At 69.8% G+C, this 17067-nt stretch carries 18 protein-coding genes; 10 read left to right on the top strand and 8 right to left on the bottom strand.

What is annotated here, in order from left to right; translation table 11 throughout:
• A complete protein-coding gene (locus tag JOD67_RS28160) occupies positions 1–1047 on the bottom strand; it encodes a Gfo/Idh/MocA family protein (protein WP_205120723.1) in 1047 nt (348 codons plus the stop codon).
• A gap of 147 nt (positions 1048–1194) precedes the next feature.
• Here JOD67_RS28160 and JOD67_RS28155 point away from each other — a divergent pair, with 147 nt between their 5' ends.
• From JOD67_RS28155 to JOD67_RS28140, 4 genes are read left to right on the top strand one after another with little or no spacing between them, the layout of a single operon-like run.
• Positions 1195–2223 (top strand): autoinducer 2 ABC transporter substrate-binding protein, encoded by a 1029-nt coding sequence (locus tag JOD67_RS28155; RefSeq protein WP_205120722.1) that lies wholly within the window; start codon positions 1195–1197, stop codon positions 2221–2223.
• The gene (locus tag JOD67_RS28150; RefSeq protein ID WP_205120721.1) at positions 2223–3713 is read left to right on the top strand and encodes a sugar ABC transporter ATP-binding protein; all 1491 of its coding nucleotides are present in this window, start codon (positions 2223–2225) and stop codon (positions 3711–3713) included. The genes JOD67_RS28155 and JOD67_RS28150 overlap by 1 nt, the downstream gene beginning before the upstream one ends.
• On the top strand, positions 3710–4675 hold the full coding sequence (locus tag JOD67_RS28145) for an ABC transporter permease (protein WP_205120720.1): 966 nt from the start codon (positions 3710–3712) through the stop codon (positions 4673–4675). Before JOD67_RS28150 ends, JOD67_RS28145 begins: the two co-directional genes overlap by 4 nt.
• Complete coding sequence (locus JOD67_RS28140; RefSeq protein ID WP_205120719.1) at positions 4672–5706, top strand: ABC transporter permease; 1035 nt, start codon at positions 4672–4674, stop codon at positions 5704–5706. The genes JOD67_RS28145 and JOD67_RS28140 overlap by 4 nt, the downstream gene beginning before the upstream one ends.
• On the opposite strand, the gene ilvY is transcribed toward JOD67_RS28140, so the two are convergent.
• Entirely contained in the window at positions 5699–6556 is an 858-nt protein-coding gene (gene ilvY, locus JOD67_RS28135; RefSeq protein WP_205120718.1) for an HTH-type transcriptional activator IlvY, read from the bottom strand. The two genes, JOD67_RS28140 and ilvY, sit on opposite strands and share 8 nt — an antisense overlap.
• A gap of 72 nt (positions 6557–6628) precedes the next feature.
• Here ilvY and JOD67_RS28130 point away from each other — a divergent pair, with 72 nt between their 5' ends.
• The 4 genes from JOD67_RS28130 (at position 6629) to JOD67_RS28115 (ending at position 10890) form a co-directional block, all read left to right on the top strand.
• The gene (locus JOD67_RS28130; RefSeq protein WP_205120717.1) at positions 6629–8083 is read left to right on the top strand and encodes a ketol-acid reductoisomerase; all 1455 of its coding nucleotides are present in this window, start codon (positions 6629–6631) and stop codon (positions 8081–8083) included.
• A gap of 238 nt (positions 8084–8321) precedes the next feature.
• The gene (locus tag JOD67_RS28125) at positions 8322–9854 is read left to right on the top strand and encodes a S8 family peptidase (RefSeq protein ID WP_307782577.1); all 1533 of its coding nucleotides are present in this window, start codon (positions 8322–8324) and stop codon (positions 9852–9854) included.
• Between the two features lie 121 nt (positions 9855–9975).
• Positions 9976–10341 carry a LuxR C-terminal-related transcriptional regulator gene (locus JOD67_RS41410; RefSeq protein ID WP_307782576.1) on the top strand — a complete coding sequence of 122 codons (366 nt, stop codon included), beginning with the start codon at positions 9976–9978 and terminating at the stop codon, positions 10339–10341.
• Positions 10342–10434: 93 nt separating this feature from the next.
• Complete coding sequence (locus JOD67_RS28115; protein ID WP_205120716.1) at positions 10435–10890, top strand: hypothetical protein; 456 nt, start codon at positions 10435–10437, stop codon at positions 10888–10890.
• Between the two features lie 86 nt (positions 10891–10976).
• Here the strand turns inward: JOD67_RS28115 and JOD67_RS28110 are convergent, their stop codons facing one another.
• Positions 10977–11654 carry a winged helix-turn-helix transcriptional regulator gene (locus JOD67_RS28110; protein WP_239554079.1) on the bottom strand — a complete coding sequence of 226 codons (678 nt, stop codon included), beginning with the start codon at positions 11652–11654 and terminating at the stop codon, positions 10977–10979.
• A 23-nt stretch (positions 11655–11677) separates the two neighbouring features.
• Here JOD67_RS28110 and JOD67_RS28105 point away from each other — a divergent pair, with 23 nt between their 5' ends.
• Complete coding sequence (locus JOD67_RS28105) at positions 11678–12088, top strand: DUF1761 domain-containing protein (protein WP_205120715.1); 411 nt, start codon at positions 11678–11680, stop codon at positions 12086–12088.
• On the opposite strand, the gene JOD67_RS28100 is transcribed toward JOD67_RS28105, so the two are convergent.
• Positions 12085–12807: a helix-turn-helix transcriptional regulator gene (locus JOD67_RS28100; protein WP_205120714.1), complete on the bottom strand. Its 723-nt coding sequence runs from the start codon at positions 12805–12807 to the stop codon at positions 12085–12087. The two genes, JOD67_RS28105 and JOD67_RS28100, sit on opposite strands and share 4 nt — an antisense overlap.
• Before the next feature lie 10 nt (positions 12808–12817).
• Complete coding sequence (locus JOD67_RS28095) at positions 12818–13519, bottom strand: HAD family hydrolase (RefSeq protein WP_205120713.1); 702 nt, start codon at positions 13517–13519, stop codon at positions 12818–12820.
• Between the two features lie 59 nt (positions 13520–13578).
• Between JOD67_RS28095 and JOD67_RS28090 the strand changes: the two genes are divergently transcribed.
• Positions 13579–14859, top strand: a complete 1281-nt coding sequence (locus JOD67_RS28090; RefSeq protein WP_205120712.1) for a hypothetical protein — start codon at positions 13579–13581, stop codon at positions 14857–14859.
• On the opposite strand, the gene crcB is transcribed toward JOD67_RS28090, so the two are convergent.
• Genes crcB through JOD67_RS28075 form a run of 3 tightly spaced genes read right to left on the bottom strand, consistent with a single transcriptional unit; the run spans position 14827 to position 16959 of the window.
• Positions 14827–15177: a fluoride efflux transporter CrcB gene (gene crcB, locus JOD67_RS28085; protein WP_307782575.1), complete on the bottom strand. Its 351-nt coding sequence runs from the start codon at positions 15175–15177 to the stop codon at positions 14827–14829. The two genes, JOD67_RS28090 and crcB, sit on opposite strands and share 33 nt — an antisense overlap.
• On the bottom strand, positions 15174–15551 hold the full coding sequence (locus JOD67_RS28080) for a fluoride efflux transporter FluC (RefSeq protein ID WP_205120711.1): 378 nt from the start codon (positions 15549–15551) through the stop codon (positions 15174–15176). The genes crcB and JOD67_RS28080 overlap by 4 nt, the downstream gene beginning before the upstream one ends.
• A 10-nt stretch (positions 15552–15561) precedes the next feature.
• A complete protein-coding gene (locus tag JOD67_RS28075) occupies positions 15562–16959 on the bottom strand; it encodes a hypothetical protein (RefSeq protein WP_205120710.1) in 1398 nt (465 codons plus the stop codon).
• Positions 16960–17067 lie beyond the last annotated feature (108 nt).

The following is a 17067-nucleotide window of genomic DNA, read 5'->3' as shown; positions in this document are numbered from 1 at the left end:
CTACACAGAAGGAACGTTCACCGCCTCGACCTGTCCCGAAGCAGCAGACCGGGCAGCCGCCTCCATCAAGGCCAGGCTGCCCAGGTTCTGCCGCCCGGAGGACTCCGGCTCCACCCCAGCGGCGATCGCGCGGGCGAACTCGCCCAGCGAGCCGGAGCGGCCGACGTACGGCACCTTCGTCAGGGCAGGCTTCTCCACCACGCCGCCGACCCGCCGCCGCACCTCCACGGCGTCACCGTCGGGAGACCCCGCGATCGAGTTCCGCCCGGTGAAGTAGATCTCGCCCTCGGCGCAGTCCAGCCGCCAGTCGCCGGCCCACAGCGTCGGCTCGCCGTTGCTCACCCAGCTGCCGCGGTACGAGGCCACGACCCCGCCCGACATTTCGATCACCAGCGCCGCCGATGCCTCCTCGACGAACCGGCTCCACGGCGGGTCCATCGTCTTCGCGAAGACCGACACCGGCTCCTGCCCGGTCACCTTGCGCAGCAGGTCGAAGTGGTGGATCGACATGTCGAACAGCAACGGGTGGACGATCTCGTAGTGCTTGTTCGTCCCCGGCGCCGCGTCGTTGCCCCACTTCCGGAAGTCGATGAACACCGACCCGAGCTCGCCCACCGCGCCGGAGGAGACCAAGGACGTCGCGGTCACCGGCCCGGGGTAGAAGCGGTAGTTCTGCGACACCATCAACGTCCGCCCGAGCTTGTCGGCGAGGGCGACGGCCGACACCGCCTCCTCCAGCGACGTGGCGAACGGCTTCTCGGTCAGAACGTCGAGCCCCGCCTCCATCGCCTCCACGGCCAACGGAACGTGCGCCCCCACCGGCGCCGTGATCACCACGGCGTCAGCCGACACTGCTGACAGAGCCTCGGACAGGCTCGTAAAACACTGAGCGTCCGGTAGCGAGAGCCGCTTCTTCGCCGCCGCGAGAACGTCCGGGGAGGCGTCCACGCACGCCACCCGTTCCACCTCACGGACCGGAGGAATCGCGTTCTCCTCCCAGTCCTGTCCCCATCCGCCCATCCCGACGTGGATCACTCGCAACGGCACTTGACTTCTCCTCGCTTCGACGACTGCCACCGATCATCCTCTCCCGCACCGACACAGCGATCACGGCCGCTGTCGGCCAGCTCCCGATGGTGAGCCGAGCGGTACTCTCAGCGACATCGGGCGATCATGAGCAAAACGGGAGGCTCAATGCGCACGAACAAGCCGGTGCTGGCACTCGCCGCGGTCCTCATCCTCGTGACAGCCTTCGCCGGCTGTACGAAGAAGACCAGCGACCAGACACCCACAGGCGGAGCCAGCGGGGACGAGCAGATCACGGTCGCGTTCGTTCCGAAGCTGGAAGGCGTTCCGTACTTCCAGGCGATGAACACCGGCGGCCAGAAGGCCGCCAAGGAGCTCGGCCTGAAGTGGATCCAGAAGGGCGGTACGACCGCCGACCCTGGCGCGCAGACCGAGATCGTCAAGTCGCTCATCCAGCAGCAGGTCGACGTGCTCGTCGTCGCCCCGAACGACCCCGACTCGATGGCGCCGGTTCTGCAAGAGGCCAAGGACAAGGGCATCCACGTGATGACCTCCGACACCGACGCGCCCAACTCCGTACGTGAGGTTTTCGTCAACCAGGCAACGGCAGACGGCATCGGTACGACGATCATGGACTCGCTCGCGACGGCGATGGGGGAGAAGGGCAAGTTCGCGATCGTCTCCTGCGGCCAGACCGCGGCCAACCTGAACTCCTGGATCGAGGTCGAGAAGAAGGTCGCCGCCGAGAAGTACAAGAACATGCAGCTCGTCGACACCGTCTACGCCGGCGAGGACGAGCCCAAGGCCGTCTCCATGGCCAAGGACCTGATGAACGCGCACCCCGACCTCACCGGCTTCATCGGCCAGTGCACGACCTCCGCGCCCGGCGTGGCGAAGGCCGTACGTGAGGCCGGCAAGATCGGCACGGTCTTCACGGTCGGCCTCGGTACGCCGCAGGGCATGAAGGGCTACCTCGAAGACGGCTCTTCCAGCACCTCGGTCCTGTGGGACGTGGAGAACCTCGGCTACCTCACCGCCTGGGCCGCGCAGAAGCTCGCGAAGGGCGAGCAGCTCGACGAGTCGAACAAGGTGAGCGACGGCATCCCCGACGCCAAGTGGTTCGCCGACCAGAAGATGCTGCTGCTCGGCGACCCGCTCCAGATCACCAAGGACAACGCCGACAAGTTCAACTACTGATGCTGGAGCTGCGCGGCATCGTCAAGCGGTACGGCGGTGTCCACGCTCTGCGCGGCGTCGACTTCGACGTCCAGCCGGGCGAGGTGCACGCGCTCGTGGGGGAGAACGGTGCCGGCAAGTCCACGTTGATCAAGATCGTGTCCGGCGCCGAACGAGCCGACGCCGGCACGATCACGCTCGACGGCGACCCGCTCGCGAGCGCCAGCACGGCGGCCGCGATCGACGCGGGCATCGCGACCGTCTACCAGGAGCCGCATCTGTTCGGCGAACTGACGGTCGCCGAGAACGTCTTCCTGGGCAGGGAGCTCCGCCGCCGCAAAGGTGGCCCGGTGGACTGGAGAGCCCAGCGAAAGCGGGTCGTCGAGCTGCTGGACCGGCTCGGCGTCGACAGCGGCATCGCCGACGTTCGCGTCGCCGACCTGCCCGTTGCCGAACAGCAGCTCGTCTCGATCAGCAAGGCGTTCGCCCAGGACGCGAGAATCCTCATCCTGGACGAGCCGTCCGCGATCCTCACCGACCGCGAGATCGAGGTGCTGTTCGGCGTCGTCCGCAACCTGCGCGCGGGCGGCGTCGGCATCATCTACATCAGCCACCGGCTGGACGAGCTGGCCCAGATCAGCGACCGCGTCACCGTTCTCCGCGACGGGCAGGTCGTTGCCGCCAAGCCAACCAGCGAGCTCACGGTCCGCGCGGTCGCCGAGCTCATGGTGGGACACGAGCTCGCCCTCGCGCCGGACCGACCGGCCCGTCAGTTCGCGGGAACGCCGGTCCTCCAGGTGAGCGGGCTGACCAGGGTCGACGAGTTCGAGCCCTTCGACCTGTCCGTCGGCGAGGGCGAGGTCGTCGCGCTGTACGGACTCATCGGCTCCGGCGCGAGCGCCATCGCCCGAGCCTTGTACGGCGTCGACCCCGCCGACCGCGGCGCCGTCCACGTCGACGGCCAGCCGCTTCGGCTCAGGACGCCGCGCGACGCCTCGGCCGCCGGCATCGCGATGGTGCCCGGAAACCGTGCTGTGCAAGGGGTCTTCGCGCCGAAGTCGATCGCGTTCAACCTCTCGACCGCCCACCTCGGCTTCCTCTCCAAGGTCCCCGGCTGGCTGGACCGAGCCCGCGAACGTATGGTCGCGCGCGACCTGATCGACCGCCTCTCCATCCGCGCGAAAGGCCCACAGACTCGGGTCGCGGCGCTCTCCGGCGGCAACCAGCAGAAGACGCTGATCGCGAGGCAGCTCGTCAAGCGCCCCCGCGTCCTCCTGCTCGAGGAACCCACCCAGGGCGTCGACGTCGGCGCGAAGGACGAGATCCACCGCATCGTCTCCGAGCTCGCCGAGAACGGCAGCGCGATCGTCGTCGCGTCCAGCGACCTGCCCGAGGTCCTCGGGCTCGCGGACCGCGTGCTCGTCGTTCGACGCGGGAAGGTCGTCGCGGCGTTCGGGCGCGGCGCGCGGCAGGCCGACGTCCTCGCGGCCGCGGCGGGGGAGGCCGCATGAGGCGCCCGGCCGCGCGAGCGATCGAGGGGCAGGAGCTCGCCCTCGTCGGCGTGCTCGCCGTGTTGTGGCTGGTGCTCGGGCTCACCACCGACACGTTCTTCACCGCGGGCAACCTCGGCGCGATCCTGTTCAACGTCGCGCCGATCGCGTTGATCGGCATCGGCATGACCGCGGTCATCGTCACCGCCGGCATCGACGTGTCGGTGGGCAGCGCGGTCGCTGTCGTCATGGTGATCGTCGCGAAGCTGATCCACGACGGCGGAACGCCCATGCCCGTTGCCGTTCTCGTCGCGCTCGGTGTCGGAGCCCTGCTGGGCTTGGTGAACGGCGGACTCGTCGCGTACGGCCGCATCCATCCGATCATCGTCACGTTCGCGACGCTCAACATCTTCCGGTTCGTCGCGCTGCAGATCTTCGACGGCCGCCAGGTCACCGGCATCCCCGACACGCTCGGCTTCTTCGGCGGCGGCGGCGAGGGGCGGCTGCTCGGCGTCCCGAACGCCTGGCTGCTCGCGGTCGTCCTCGCCGCGATCATGTGGTTCTACATGCGGGCTTGGCCAACGGGCCGGCATCTGTACGCGATCGGCGGCGATGCGCAGGCAGCGCGCCTCGCGGGTGTGCGGGTACGCAGGCGGCAGTTGTTCGCGTACGTGCTCACCGGCGCGCTCGTCGGCCTCGCCGGCTGCGTGTTCATCGGCACGGGCGGCCTCGTCATCCAGAACGCCGGCGAAGGCCTCGAGCTGCAGGTGATCGCGGCCGTCGTCATCGGCGGAACGAGCATCGTCGGCGGCCGCGGCACCGTCCTCGGCACGATGCTCGGTGCGCTGCTCGTCGGCACCGTGACGAGCGCGGTCACCTTGCTGGGTTGGCCAAGCGAGCTCACCACGCTCTTCGTCGGCGTGTTCATCCTCGTCGCGGTCGGCGTCGACCTGCTGCGAGCACGGCGAAGGGGGACGTTGTGAAGCTGCCCAAGCGCGACACCGGCGCCCTCGAGTACGTCCTCACCGAACGCGTCGTGCTGCTCGTCGCTCTGCTGGCCGTCGTGCTCGTCTGGTTCAAGGTGCTGGAGGGCGGGCAGTACCTCGTCGCTCCGTTCGACGCCGGCTACCTCGCGTCTGCGCTGGAGTCGATGGTCCCGCTCTGCCTGCTGGCGTTGGCGGAACTGCTCGTGATCGTGTCCGGACGAGGTGGCATCGACCTGTCCGTGGGCTCGGTCGTGAGCCTCGCCGGCATGGCGTTCGGCTTCATGGTCGGCCTCTGGGGCTGGCCGCTGCTCCCGGCGGCGGTCGGCGCGGTGCTCGTCGGCGGCGTGCTGGGTGCCGTCAACGGCTTCTTGACGGCGTACCTCCGCTTCCCGCCGCTGATCGCCACGCTCGCGACCTACTACGCGTACTCGTCGATCGCCATGGTGAGCAACGACAAGGCGCCGATCTCCACCAAGCCGGTACAGGACCTCAGCGCGTTGACCGACGGTGTCAAGCTGCCCTTGCTCCCGGCGATCCCGTTGCAGGTCTTCACGTTCCTGATGCCCTGCCTGGTGATCGTCTGGCTGGTGCTGACCAGGTCGACGTACGGTCGCAAGCTCTACGCGGTCGGGACGAACGACGTCGCGGCCACGTTCGCCACGCTCTCGGTGCCGCGCGTACGGCTGTCCGCGTACGTCGGATCCGGCCTGCTCGCCGGTGTCGCCGCGGTCGTCACCGTCGCGCAGTTCGCGTCCGCGCGACCGGACGCGGGAACGGTCGGCAACGGTATGGCCCTGCCAGCGATCACGATCGCGGTGCTCGGTGGCGTCGCGATCCAGGGCGGCATCGGCACGGTCGGCGGCGTGTTCGTCGCCGCGCTGCTGGTCACCTGGTTGAACGCCGGGCTGCTGCTCGCGTTCGAGGACTCCAAGGGCAGCCAGTACCAGCTGCTCGCGCTCGGCGTCGTGCTCATCCTCTCGGCGCTGCTCAACACGCTCACCTTGCGCAGGTACGGCCGCATCACCTGACGCTGGCCCACAACGCCGAGACGACCGGGCGGCGCAGGTCGGCACGGCGTACGCACAGGCCGATCCGGAACTCGCCCAGCCCCGGAACGACCGGCAGCGTCACCAACCGGTCGCGGACGACGCTCGACGTCAGCACGAGCTCCGGCACCACCCCGATGCCCAGGCCGAGCGCCGCCAGCGTCAGCACCGCCTCGTGCCCGTCCACCTCCGCCGCGACCTTCGGGACGATCTTGCGCGCCCGGAACCATCGATCCACGGCGTCGCGTGCCAAGCCTTGCCGCGGCAGGACGAACGGCTGCTCCGACCACTCGCGTTCCGCCGCGGCGCCGGAATGGTCGGCGGCCACCACGAAGCGCAATGGCGTCCGGGCGATCTCCCGGGTCTGCAGCAGGGTCGGCACCCGCCGGGGGAGCCCGGCGACGGCCACGTCGACCGCGCCCTCGGCCAGCTGCGCCAGGGCCATCGCGGCGTCGCCGGTCCGCAGGTCGAGCTCGACGCTCGGATACTCGCGCAGGAACGGCGCGAGCAGGTCGGGCAGCAGCGCCTGGCACGCGGTCACGGTCGCGAAGACACTCAGCCGGCCGGTGAGATCGCCCGCGCCGGTGCCGCTGCGGTAGTCGGCCCAGAGCTGGGTCGCGGCGACCGCGTACTCGTGGAACCGGCGGCCCGGCTCGGTCAGCGCGACGCCGCGCGGCCCGCGGTCGAGCAGCCGCTCGCCCACCTCGGACTCCAGCCGTTGGATCGCCCGCGTCAACGTCGCGGGGCTCACGTGGCAGTCGGCGCTGGTCTGGCCGAAGTTCAGCGACCGCGCCAGGTGCAGGAACAGCGCGAGCTCTTGCCGGTTGTCCATTTCACTTCCTGAAACGCCGCGTTCGAATTGTTGCGCTTGTCGAAACAATGCCGGCGAGCCTACAACGGTGGGATGACCTTCACCTCTGCTGTCTTCGACGTCGAGACCATCGAGCTCGCGGGCACCCGCGAGTCGATCGTGCGCGGCGGCCGACACCTGTTCCCGCTCCTCCCGACCGCGCTGGAAGGCGTCGACCAGATCGGCGTGATCGGCTGGGGTCCGCAGGGCCGCGCCCAGGCGCTCAACCTGCGCGACTCGCTCGCCGACACCGCGATCGAGGTCGTGGTCGGACTGCGCGCCGGCTCGTCTTCGCGCGCCGAGGCGGAGGCCGAGGGACTGCGCGTCGGCGACTGGCTGGACGTGGTGGCGAGCAGCCAGCTCGTGATCCTGCTCGTCGCCGACGCGGCCACCGCCAACAACCACGAAGCGATCTTCGAGCGCCTCCAGCCCGGAGCGACGCTCGGCCTCTCGCACGGCTTCCTCGTCGGGCACCTGCGCACGGTCGGCGCCTCGTTCCCCGAGGACGTGAACGTGATCGGCGTCTGCCCCAAGGGCATGGGCGACTCGGTGCGTCGCCTCTACCTGCAGGGGAGAGAGATCAACGGCGCCGGCATCAACGCCAGCTTCGCGGTGCACCAGGACGTCGACGGGCGGGCGACGGAACGAGCGCTCGCGTGGTCGATCGGACTCGGGTCGCCGTACACGTTCCAGACCACGCTGGACAGTGAGTACCGCTCGGACATTGTCGGCGAACGGGCGATCCTGCTCGGCGCGGTGCACGGGATCGTCGAGAGCCTCTACCAGCGCTACCGCGTCGAAGGCGACGAGCCGGAGCGCGCGTTCGCACGGTCGGCCGAAGCGGTGACGGCGTCGATCGCGCCGACGATCTCGCGGGACGGACTGCTCGGCGTGCGCAACGCGTTCGAGGGCGAGGACCTGGCGGCGTTCGACCGCGCGTACGCCGCGGGGTACGGGCCGTTCCGCGACCTGGTCGCGGAGATCTACGACGAGGTCGACTCGGGCAACGAGCTGGCGAGCGTGGTGCTCGCGGGTGCCCGGTTGGCGACGTCGCCGATGCAGCCGATCAGCGGCTCGCCGATGTGGGCGGCGGGCGCGTCGGTTCGGGCCGCGCGGCAGGAAGCGGCCGCGGCGGTTTCCGACCCGTACACCGCGGGCATCTTCCTCGCGGCGATGGTGGCGCAGGTCGACCTGTTCGCCGAGCGCGGGCATCCGTGGTCGGAGATCGTGAACGAGTCGGTGATCGAGGCGGTCGATTCGCTCTTGCCGTACATGCACGCTCGTGATGTCGCGTTCATGGTCGACAACTGTTCGACCACGGCGCGTCTCGGAGCGCGGAAATGGGGGCCGCGGTTCTCCGCCCTGCTGGACCAGGTCATCTCACCGATTGCGGACAATGGCCTTGAAATCAGCGTAACTGCCGCTAAAGACTTCGGACAGCATCCGGTCCATGTCGTGCTGGAACGTCTCGCTACATTGCGACCTTCGGTGGACATATCGGTCGGCTAGCCATGCCACTTGGTCATCCTGTGTGAACTTCTGGCGGCACATCGTGGCCAAACTATGGACAACGCCGAGGGTTGCCCAGTAGAAATCTCGCCAGTCTGACAGTTCCGGCGGGGCATGGGCTAAACGGATCTGTCCGACATGGTTCTTGTATGGCGTTTGTCAGGGACGCCGACTTGGCCCGTGGGCCGGTGACCCCCCACCCACAAGGTCGGTTTCAGCCACCCACAAGGAGGTCCACGTGGAATCACGTCGTTGGCGGCGGTCTGTCGCCGTGCTTGCTGCCGGACTGGCAGCCGCAGCTGGTGTGGTATCGATGGCGGGAGGTGCCGGCGCGGCACCGGCCGCTCGTCCAGGTGGACCGGCTCCGCTCGTCGGAGCTGACAAAGCGAACGTGATCAAGGGCCAGTACATCGTCGTCCTCAAGGACGGCGCCGCACTCGCGCCGGCACGTTCGGCGGCGAAGGCCGCAGGCGGGCAGATCCAGCGTTCGTACGGCTCGGCGCTGAACGGCTTCTCGGCCGCGCTGTCCACGTCGGAGCTCGCCTCCGTCCGCGCGAACGCGGCCGTCGACTACGTCGAGGCCGACCGCGTGATGAAGATCTCGGCGACCCAGTCGCCCGCGACGTGGGGCATCGACCGGATCGACCAGCGGAGCCTCCCGCTGTCGAACAGCTACACCTACAACCAGACCGGCGCGGGCGTGACCGCGTACATCGTCGACACCGGCCTGCGGTTCAGCCACAACGAGTACGGCGGCCGCGCCGTCAGCGGCTTCGACGCGATCGACGGTGGCAGCGCCGACGACTGCAACGGCCACGGCACGCACGTCGGCGGCACGGTCGGCGGCACGACGTACGGCGTCGCCAAGGGCGTCCGGCTCGTCGGCGTCCGCGTGCTCGACTGTGGCGGCTCCGGCTCCACGTCCGGCGTCGTCGCGGGTGTGGACTGGGTGACCAGCAACCACACGTCGGGTCCGGCCGTCGGCAACATGAGCCTCGGTGGCGGCGCGTCGGCGTCGCTCGACCAGTCGGTGCAGCGCGCCATCGCCGATGGCGTGACGTTCGCTGTCGCGGCCGGCAACGAGACGACGGACGCGTGCACGCGTTCGCCCGCTCGTACGCCCGAGGCGATCACGGTCGGCTCGACGACCAACACCGACGCGAAGTCGTCGTTCTCCAACTACGGCTCCTGCGTCGACATCTTCGCGCCGGGCTCCAACATCACCTCCGCGTGGTACACCAGCAACACCGCGACCAGCACGATCAGCGGTACGTCGATGGCGTCCCCGCACGTGGCCGGCGCCGCTGCTCTGTACCTCGAGGCCAACCCGTCCGCCGCGCCCGCCGCGGTCCGCGACGCGCTGGTCAACTCCGCGACGCAGGGCGTCGTCAGCAACCCAGGCCCGAGCTCGCCGAACCGGCTGCTCTACACGCTCGGCGGATCGCAGCCCCCCGCGCCGACCTGCGCGACGCTGCCGAACACGTACTCGAGCGCCGTGAGCTCGGGTGCGCGCCTCTACCACCCGAACTCGTCCGGCTTCGCCTCGAACGGCGGCGCGTTCCGTGGCTGCCTGGACGGGCCGAGCGGCGTCGACTTCGACCTGTACCTGCAGAAGCGCAACACCGCGGGCACCTGGGCGACGGTCGCGCAGGGCATCACGCCCAACCCGGATGAGGAGTTCACCTACAACGGCACGGCCGGCACCTACCGGTGGCAGGTCCACGCCTACAGCGGAAGCGGCTCTTACACCCTGAAGACGCTGCACCCGTAGTCCCTCACCTAGCACGACCTCTCTTCGCCGAGCCCCGGACGGGATGCCGTCCGGGGCTCGGTAGTTCGCGCCGACCGAACGGCTGCGCGACGGCATCCGCGTCGTCGCGTCCGGGCAGTCCGTGCTGGCACCCGAGGCGACCACGCGGATGATCGAGGCGCTGCGCCCGGAGCTTCCGACCGAGGAGGATCACGCGATCCTCGCGGCCGTTCGGCATCTCACCGAGCGGGAACGGGAGGTGTGCGACCTCCTCGCCGCGGGTATGTCGAACGATGAGATCGCCGGTCGTCTCACCATCAGTCGCTACACCGTGAAGGTGCACGTGTCGAACGTGCTCGCGAAGCTCCACCTGCCCGATCGCGTTCAGGTCGTTCTGGCTTGGTCGCGGGCTTCGAGGCTTGCTGTAGTCGATCTTGTCAACCAGTGCTTGACAGTGCCAGGATGTATTCACTCAGAGGCCTTGACGGCGCTGGAGGCATTGCGATAACTCTGCTGCTACACACACTCGGGGGCGACCGAGCAAAGGGGTGAGCAGGCCGTGAACGGCCGGGAGAGTGCCACCATCCGCTACATCCGTAGCATGCGCGAGCAGGACGCGCGCCAACGTCTGACACGGCGATATGCCCTGTCCACGTTCGGAAGTCGTCACCACAAGCTGCCGCCCCTCGGCGCGGCGGAGGCGATCGCGAAGGTCCGGCTGGCGCTCAACAGACAAGATGGCTACCACCGCGGTGCCGTCCGTTCGAAGGATCTGCTCGACGCGCTCGCGTTGGTCCCCGCCGTCCGGCGTGGGATGGACTGGGACGAGCGGATCCTGATCGCGGCGGCTGTGACACGTGGGGCCAGCTGGGCGATGATCGCGCAACAGCTCGGCATGTCCGACGCCGAGGAGGCGCGCCAGCGCTACAAGGACCTGTGCGAGCTCGACCCGTCCGCCTTGGCGGAGGACGAGCACCACGCGATCCGCCGCATCCTGCACGCCGACCCGACCGCCCAACGGCTGCCACGACAACGGATGACGCCGCTGGACAGCTAGCCCCCGATCTTTCGCCCAGCGGTGGGTTCGCCCGGCCCCGCCCCGCCCTGGGGCCAATGATCATGTAAACATGATCAGCGGCCCCTTTACGCCGGGTAGACGCCAGGTAGAGGGCCCACTGGCCGTGTGAGGCGAAAGACTCTGGAGAGGATCCGCGGGTCGCCCACGAGGCTTCCCTGGGAGACCGCCTGGTCGATGGTGACCGCGCCAGTCGCGAGTCCGACGACGATCTCCGGTGCTGCGGTCAGGATCGTGTCCGGCTGACGGTCGGGTTGGATCACCGCGCGCGGACCGTTCTCGTCGACGTGCAGGACGATGAGGAGACCTTCGACCTCGACGCCGAGCTCGACCGCGGGAGTCGCGGTCACCTCTCGAAGCAGCGCCGTCAGCGCGCCCGCCAGCCAGCGCGGCTGGAACGCATCGCCGTCGTCACGCCCCCTCATCAACAGCGGCGCGCCCCACCGACCCAGCGCCTCCATCGGCTCGCGAAGCCCCGCACCCCACGGCGTCAGGGCATAGCGGACTCCCACCGCTCCGACCTGCCGCTCGACGATGCCGTTCTCCTCGAGGCTCCGCAGTCGCTCCGCCAGCAGGTTGGTCGCGATCCCGGCGAGGGAGGCCTTCAGTTCGTTGTAGCGCTGCGGACCGGGAAGCAGTTCGCGCACGATCAGGAGGTTCCAGCGGTCGCCCACGACGTCCAGGGCGCGGGCGAGTCCGCAGAACTGTCGGTACGAGCGGCTAGACATCCGCTTGACATTTTCCATCGCGGTTGATTTTATCACGCGCCATGGGGATCAACTGGCTGGCCACCGTTCTCGCCTTCGTGGCCGGGATGGTCGTGGCGTACGCGTGGTACAGCAAGTACGGCTTCGGGATCGTCTGGTGGAAGCTGACCGGCATCACTCCGGAGCAGTCGAAGCAGGCCAGCAGGCGGAACGTGGTCCAGCTCGCCGTCGCCAACGGTGTGACGGCGATCGGGCTGGCCGCCGGCATCGGGATCGCGTCGGCGGCTACCGACAACGACTCGGTCTGGCTGGCGCTGCTGGTCGGTCTCGTGGCGTGGGTGGCGTTCTCGGCGAGCACGCTCCTCCAGCACAATGCCTTCGAGCTGAAGCCTCCGAAGCTGACCGTCATCAACAGCGGCTATCAGCTGGTGCTCTTTCTCGGCATGGCGCTGGTCATCGGGGTCGCAAGCTAGGCGGCCAAAGCTCCAGCGGGGCGAAGGAGGTTGCGAGCCGTCGTGCCGGCGAGCTCGCGCACGTCGCGGCTCAGGTGCGCCTGGTCGGCGTACCCCGCCTCGACCGCCAGCTCGGCGAGGCTCAGCTCTGTACGCAGCGCCAGGTCGCGGACGCGTTGCAGCCGGGAGACGCGGAGGAACGTCGCCGGGCCGTACCCGACCGCCGACGCGAACCGCCGCCGGAGCTGCCGGTCGGACAGGTCCAGGTCGCGCAGCACGGCCGTCACCCGGGAGCCGCCGCGCCGCAGTCGTCGTACGGCGAGGTCGACGAGCGGGTCGACCGGGTCGGCCTCCGGCCGGTCGAGGCGTTCGGCCACCAGCTTGGTCAGCTCCGGGATCGGGTCGGCGTACAGCTTCGACACGATCCGCCGAGCGGGTCGGCCCCACAGGTCGAGCAGCTGGACTCGCTGGTTCAGCAGCTCGCTCGCCGGCAGGCCGAGCACCCGCGGCGCGCGGCCGGGCAGGAAGCGGATCCCGTACAGAGGAGCGCCGACCGCGTAGCCGGAGCTCCAGGCCGTCGTGTCCGGACCCGCCACGAACACCCGGTCGGGCGCCACGACGAGGTCCAGGCACCCGTCCGGCAGGATCGCCGAGCTGGTCCCGAACGACGAGCGCCACACGCAGTGAACGTCACCGGCCAGGTAGGCCGGCGGCGCCTTCTCCGCGTACGTGGTGCTCATCTCCTCGAAACTACTCGTGCCCTCCGACAAGAGCTCCCACCACGACCTCGGTCTCCGCGAGCGACTCCAGCACGACGTGCGCCCCGGCGTCGCGCAGGTCGGAGGCGGTGAACGCGCCGGTCGCCACGGCCACCGCGACCATGCCGTGGGCGAGCGCCGCCGCCACGTCGTTCGGGGTGTCGCCGACCACGAACACGGCCGACGGTTCGAACGAGACGCCGTGCTTGGCCGCCGTCAGCTGCACGGCGTGCGGCACCAGGTCGGGCCGATGCGCGGAGATCGCGCCGTACCCGCCGATCGTCAGGTCGACGTGCTCATGCAGCCCGAACGCCGCCAGCTTGTGCTCGGCGATCTCCGGCAGGTTGCCGGTGACCAGCGACTGCACGACGTGCCCGTGCGTCGCCAGCGTGGCCAACGCCGCCTGCGCGCCCGCGAGCACCTTGCCCTCGACCGCCAGCCGGTCCCGGCTCTGCTCCGACTGCGCGATCAGGACGGCCCACACCGCCTGGATCGCCTCCTCGGTCGGCTCGATGCCGTGCGCGACCAGCAGGTCCGTCGTGATCGCGCGCTCGGTCCGGCCGTGGAAGATCGGCAGCGCGCTCATCGCCCGCCCGGCCACCGCCGCGAACGCCGCCGCGTACCAGTCGGTGCTGAGCCCGGTGTAGTCCACGAGCGTGTGGTCGATGTCCCAGAGAACCAGGGTGTTCTTCACGCGTTCGAACCTACCTGCACGTAACCTCCCCGGCCGTTCGACCGGCTACCGTGCAAGGCATGGAGGTCGCACGCCTGGTCCGCAAGCTGCTCGGTCGTCCCGAGCCGCTGTCCCGGCGTGACCGGCTGGACGCGATGGACGCCGTCGGCGGCGCCGAGTGCGCGGTGTGCCGGGCGATGAACGACGAGGTCAAGCGCTGGTTCTTCATGTACGAGAACGAGACCCGCGCCGACTTCGAGCTCCGCGAACGGCTGGACCGTTCGCTCGGCTTCTGCGCCGCCCACACCCGGCACCTGCTCGACTCCGGCCCGGCCACGTCGTGGCTCGCGCGCTGGCTGTTCTCCGAGGTCGCCCGAGCCGCCGTGCTGGCGGTTGCCGAGGGCGCCCAGTACGGCGACTTCGAGCCGTGCCCGGCCTGCCTCGCCGTCCAGCGCACCGAGCACGATCTGCTCGGCCTGCTCGCGAACGCGCTCCACGACCCGGACGTCGCACGCCTCTTCGAGTCCGGCGACGCCGTCTGCGTACGGCACGGCGTCGCGCTGCTGCGCCGACGGGTCAAGTCGGTCGCCGGGCTGCTCGCCGAACGCCTCGGCAAGGACACCGCGACGGCCGAGCGCCATCTCATCGGCGTCGACCTCGACTACTCCCGCCGCCGCAAGCTCCGTCAACGTCACGTTGACGACGTGCTCGGCGCCGACGACGCGGATTGGCTGCTCGACGCGCCCTGCTGCCCGTTGTGCGCGGAGGCAGACCGGACGGCGTGGCGCCAGCTCGGCTGGCTCGCCACCCTGCCGCGCGACGAGGCCGCGGACCTGCGCGCCGAGGCGACGCTCTGCGCGAACCACCTCGCCGACCTCATCGGCGTCCGCGACCCGGCCGGCGCCGACGTCCTCACCGACGACGGCCTGCTGCCCGCGGTCGCCGCGGTGATCGACCACAACGCCGCGCTCTGGCAGGCCGACTTCGCCGGTGCGAACCCCGCGACGGCCGGCCGGAAGCTCGACTGCCATGTCTGCCTACTCCAGTCGCAGGCGGTCGAACGGGAGCGGGGCCGGCTCGCCGGAGCCTCGCCCTCGAGGGTCGCGAACGCGCACGGCGTCTGCGTACGCCACGGCGTCGGCCTCGCGCGCGACCTGCCGGAGCCGTGGCGGGACCGGCTCGCCCAGCGCATCGGGGCGCTGTCGGCTGAGCTCGACGAGTCGCGGCGCAAGGCCGGGTGGGACGCCCGCGCCGAGGTCAAGGGTGAGGAGATGCGCGCCTGGTCGCGCGCGCCGTTCCTGCTCGACGGCGCGATCCTGGGGCCGCGCTCACCCGAGCATCCGCCCGGCGCCGAGGCCTAGCAGCGCCGCGGCGAACCCAAGGACCACGCTCACCGCCACGTTCGCGGCGGCGTGCCCGTACCTGCGCTCCTCGAGCAGCCGCACGGTCTCGTACCCGAACGTGGAGTACGTCGTCAGCGCGCCGCAGAACCCGGTCCCGAGCAGCGCCAGTGCTGGGCCGCTCGTCGTCTGGACGAGGAACCCGAGCAGGAAGCAGCCGACCACGTTGACCAGCAGCGTTCCGCGCGGGAACGTGCGGCGGCCAACTACCTGGTCGAGGTGGTAGCGCAGCGGCGCGCCAACGGCGCCGCCGACCGCGACCAGCAGGATCGTGATCACTTCAGCAGCCTCCGCGCGCCGGCCAGTCCGACCCAGGTCGCGGCGAGCGCGGCGACCAGCGTGCCGAACAGGTAGGCCAGCGCGACCACGGGCCGGTCCAGCAGGCCGGTGAGCTCCAGCGCGTACGCGGAGAACGTCGTGAACCCGCCGAGGACGCCGACGCCCAGCGCCGGTCGCGCCCAGTCCGGAGCGCGGCCACGTTCGACGACGGCCATCAGCACACCGATCAACAGGCAGCCGACCACGTTCGTGACGAACGTCGCCACCGGAAACGTCCCGTCCGCATGCGGAATCGCCACCGCGACCCCGTACCGAGCGAGCGCCCCGACGGCACCACCGATCGCGATCGCGACGGTGGTGCCGACCGGTCTCACCTGAGGAAGACTAGGGGGCCGTCCACAGCACGGCCTCGGGCTGGGCGGCGGTCACGGTCACCGAGCCGGTCCAGGTCAGGAACGACTGCTGCGGCAGGTAGTCCGCGCCGAGGAAGAAGCCGCGGTCGAGGCGGGTCACGTTCACCGAGGCGCCGCTGTCGGTGCCGACCACCACGCGTCGGACGCCGATCGACGCGACGTCCGCCTGCGTCGTGCCCGCGGGGAGCTCGACCGTCGTCGCGGCCGGGTCGTTGCGCTGGATCGACCAGGTCGGGTCGACGTGGTTCGACACGTACACCGTCTCACCCGTTCGCAGCTTCACCGTCAGCGCGGCGCCCACCCAGGACGACCCGGTGTTCGCACCCTCGGTCGTCTTCTTCACGATCGCGAACAGGTAGTTCCGCTGGTCGCTGACCTCGGGCGTCGCCGGCGCGGCCGGAGACGGCGCCTCGATCTTGCCCTCGCGGAGCATCTCCTTGGCCATCACGAGGTACGACCACGGGTTCGCGTCCATGACGACCTCGCGCGCCGCCTCGACCGGCCGAGTACGCAACGGAGAAAGGAAGAACCGCATCGACCCGGTCAGCTGGTCGCACATGTTGTTGTTCTCGGTGCAGGTCTCGAGCTTCGCGTGGTCACCCTGGTACGCGCCGGCGAACTGCAGCGTCGCGTGGTTCGCGGCCTGGTAGACGTCGCTGCCCTGGACGCGCTTGCCCCGCGCGTCCAGCTCGACCCGGTAGATCCACTCGATGTCGGTCGTCCGACCCCAGCGCGCCATCAGGGCAGGCGTGTTCGTTCCGCCGTCCTCGTTGCTCCAGATCACCGAGTACTCGAGGATCGTGTGCCCCGGCGTGGTCGCCGCGCGGCGCTCATGCCAGGCGAGCAGCGGCGTGTCCGTCGTGGCGTTCTGGAACGGGCTGCCCAGTGAGGCCATCGTGCGCCCGTAGACGATCGGCGCGTATGCGAGCACCTGGTACTCCGGGTCGTGCGCCGAGTACGTCGTCACCTTCGCCCTGGAGACGACGACCTTCTTCGACGACTTCGCCGACCGGTCCGTCGCGAACCGCAGCTTCACCCAGTGCACGCCCTTGGACAGCCGCCCGAGCACGAACTGCTGGGCGAGCGGCGCGGATCCGGTGACGACCACGTCGGTCGCGTACGTACCGTCGACCGACACCGACAGCACCGCCGATTCGCTGCCCTCGACCGCCCAATCCGTACCGGGAGCAGCGGCGGTCAGGTCCAACACTGCCTCACCGGTGCGCCAGACGACCACCGGCACCGTCACCGCCTTGTGCCGTTGCACGACCAGATCGTGCCGATGGGATGAGGCGTTCGCCGTCGAGCTGAGGGCGACGACCGCGAGGACGAGCGCGACGAAGACTGCGAGAAATCGCTTGATGGCCATGGATCTCACCCTCCGGGAGCTGGTCCGACCGGTCAAGGAACAAGCCCGGCAACGGACGGCGAACAAACGACAGCGCCAAATGCTGGCTCCTCGGGGGTCATGTCAATA

Source organism: Tenggerimyces flavus (genome assembly GCF_016907715.1).
GTDB classification, from domain to species: domain Bacteria; phylum Actinomycetota; class Actinomycetes; order Propionibacteriales; family Actinopolymorphaceae; genus Tenggerimyces; species Tenggerimyces flavus.
This window is presented reverse-complemented; position numbering and strand designations above follow the sequence as displayed.